3 protein-coding genes are annotated in these 2,891 nt (G+C 67.0%); all 3 read right to left on the bottom strand.

Annotation, left to right across the window (positions count from 1 at the left end):
- Positions 1–518: inner membrane-spanning protein YciB (locus JWQ89_RS02540; protein ID WP_299638143.1), on the bottom strand; the 518-nt coding region annotated here is incomplete at its 3' end.
- Positions 515–2,011 (bottom strand): signal recognition particle-docking protein FtsY, encoded by a 1,497-nt coding sequence (ftsY, locus tag JWQ89_RS02535; protein WP_299638141.1) that lies wholly within the window; start codon positions 2,009–2,011, stop codon positions 515–517. The genes ftsY and JWQ89_RS02540, both read right to left, overlap by 4 nt.
- Positions 2,011–2,891 (bottom strand): MiaB/RimO family radical SAM methylthiotransferase (locus JWQ89_RS02530; protein WP_299638139.1); only part of this gene is annotated, 881 nt, incomplete at its 5' end. The genes JWQ89_RS02530 and ftsY, both read right to left, overlap by 1 nt.

Genomic DNA, 2,891 nt, shown 5'->3' with positions numbered 1-2,891 from the left:
CACAGGTCCGTCGCTGCCTTGCCATCGGCGATGAAGGCATCGGCGCCGCGCCAGACCACCTCGTTGGCGACGGCGAGGGAGAGGAAGAACAGGCCCCAGTTGATGGTAAGCGCCCGCCAGCCTTCCGGCTTCAGCTTGTAGACGTCGCCGAACACGTATTTCAGCAGCGACTGGCCCCAGATCAGGCCGCCCAGCAGGGTGACGCCGAACAGGGTGTCGACGATGGTCGGCTTCATCTTGATGAAGGTGTCGTCCTTGAGCAGCAGCGTCAGCGTGCCGAAGACCAGCACAACCACGCCGGTGACCAGCGGCATGATGGCGATCTTCTTGAGAATGAACCAAGCCAGCACCAGCGACAGCACCATGGCGCCCATGAACCAGGCGGTGGCGGTGAAGATGTCGTAGTTGGCGTTGACGAAGAAGAACACCAGCAGCGGGCCGAGCTCCAGCGCGATCTTGACGATCTGCGGGCGGAGCTCATGCCAGTTCACTTCGGCGGGCTTGGATTCATCGGTCATTCTGCAGTCCTCGCGATCGCGGCGGCGAAGTCGCGGGCAGCGAACGCCTCGAGATTGTCTACGCCTTCGCCGACGCCGATGAAATGGACGGGCATGGCGAACTTCCTGGCAATGGCGACAAGGATGCCGCCGCGCGCCGTGCCGTCGAGCTTGGTCATGACCAGCCCGGTGACGCCGGCACGCTTGCCGAAGATTTCGACCTGATTAAGGGCGTTCTGGCCGGTGGTGGCATCGAGGGTGAGGAGCGTCGCGTGCGGCGCATCGGGCTCGACCTTCTTGACCACGCGGATGAGCTTCTCGAGCTCGCCCATCAGTTCGTCGCGGTTCTGCAGGCGCCCGGCGGTGTCGATGATGAGGATGTCGACGCCTTCGGCCTTGGCGCGCTCGACCGCCTCGTAAGCGAGGCCCGAGGCGTCGGAGCCGGCGGGCTTGGCCACGACCGGCGCGCCGGTGCGCTGGCCCCAGACCTGCAGCTGTTCGATCGCTGCAGCGCGAAACGTGTCGCCGGCGGCGAGCATGACGCTCTTGCCCTGGGAGCGGTAGAGGCTCGCGAGCTTGCCGATGGTGGTGGTCTTGCCGGTGCCGTTCACCCCGACCATCAGGATGACAAAGGGTCTTTTGGTTGTGTCGATGAGCAGCGGCCGGGCGACGGGATCGAGAACCTTGACGATCTCGGCGGCGAGCACCTCGCGCACTTCGTCGGGGCTGATGTCGCGGTCGAAGCGGTCGCGGCGGAGCGCCTCGGTCACCGTGGTCGCCATGTCGACGCCGAAATCGGACTGGATCAGGATGTCCTCGAGCTGGTCGAGCATCGCCTGATCGAGCTTTTTCCTCGTGAAAACGGCGGCGATCGAGCCGGTGAGCTGGTCGGAGGAGCGCTTGAGGCCGGAGGCGAGGCGCTGCAGCCAGCCGGATTTTTTCGCCGGCTCGACGGGAGCGACGGGCGTTGGGACGAGGGGGACCGGTTCGGGCTCGGGAGCGCGGTTTTCCTCGATTTCCTCGATATAGGCGGGGGTGGCTTCGGGCGGGCCGGCGGGCGGCTCGCGGTCGGAATCGGGCGCGGGCGGGGTGATGGTGCCGCCGGCGTCGTGGATCGCCTCGACCAGGGCAAGTTCTTGATCGGGCGGGAGAATTTCGGGGACGGCGTCATCGAGGAACTCGTCGGCGAGGATTTCCTCGCCGGTGAGGGGCGGCTCATTGCTCTCGTCGGGCTTGAGGTCCGGGGGCAGTTCGAAGGACGGGGGCGGCTCGGGTCGCGGAGACGGTGCGGGGGTCTCGGGGGTGACAAGGAGGCCGGCTTCGTGCATCGCGTCGACGAGCGCAAGCTCTTGATCCGGCGGGAGAATTTCGGGGATGGCGTCCTCGAGGAATTCGTCGGCGAGGATTTCCTCGCCGGTGACCGGGCCCTCGGGAGTGGGGGCGGGCTCGGGCGTCGCGGGGGCGTCGCCGCCGCCGAACAGGCGCTGGAAGAAGCCCTTTTTCTTTTCGACCATCAGGCTGCGGACCTTATCGGTTCACCGACGAGCCCGTCGGGGGAGGTGCCAAGGATGCGGACGGGCACCAGTTCGCCCTGCTTGTGCCCCGGGATTGCCACGGGGATGAACTGTTCCTGACGGCCGATACCGTCCTGCTCGACGAGGACGCTCTCGATCGCGCCGATGCGGGAGGCGGCCAGCTTTTCGAACTGGGTCTCGCCGAGCGCACGGAGGCGGGCGGCGCGGCTCCTGGCGACGCGGCGGTCGACCTGCGGCATGCGCGCGGCGGGGGTGCCCGGACGGGGCGAATATGGGAAGACATGGATGTAGGTGAGGTCGGCTTCGGTGACGAAGCTCAGCGAGTTCTCGAACATCTCGTCGGTCTCGGTGGGAAAGCCCGCGATGATGTCGGCGCCGAAGACGATGTCGGGACGGAGGGCCCGCAGCTTGCCGACGACCTCGAGCGCCTCGGCGCGGGAGTGGCGGCGCTTCATGCGCTTCAGGATCATGTCGTCGCCGGACTGCAGGGACAGGTGCAGGTGCGGCATCAGGCGGGGGTCGGATGCTATGGCGTCATAGAAGGCCGGGTCGGCTTCGATCGAGTCGATCGACGAGATCCTGAGCCGCGGCAGGTCGGGGACGTGGCGGAGGATCTGCTGGACCAGCTTGCCGAGAGTCGGGGTGCCGGGCAGGTCCGGGCCGTAGGAGGTGATGTCGACGCCGGTGAGGACGAGGTCGCGGTAGCCGTTGGCGAAGAGCTTCCTGATCTGCTGGACGACGCGGCCCTTGGTGACGGAGCGCGAGGGGCCGCGGCCATAGGGAATGATGCAGAAGGTGCAGCGGTGGTCGCAGCCGTTCTGCACCTGGACGAAGGCGCGGGCGCGGCCATCCATGCCTT

It is taken from the genome of Devosia sp., from assembly GCF_028290645.1.
Lineage (GTDB): Bacteria > Pseudomonadota > Alphaproteobacteria > Rhizobiales > Devosiaceae > Devosia_A.
Note: the sequence above shows the minus strand (reverse complement) of the source record. Positions and strands in the feature narration are given on the sequence as shown.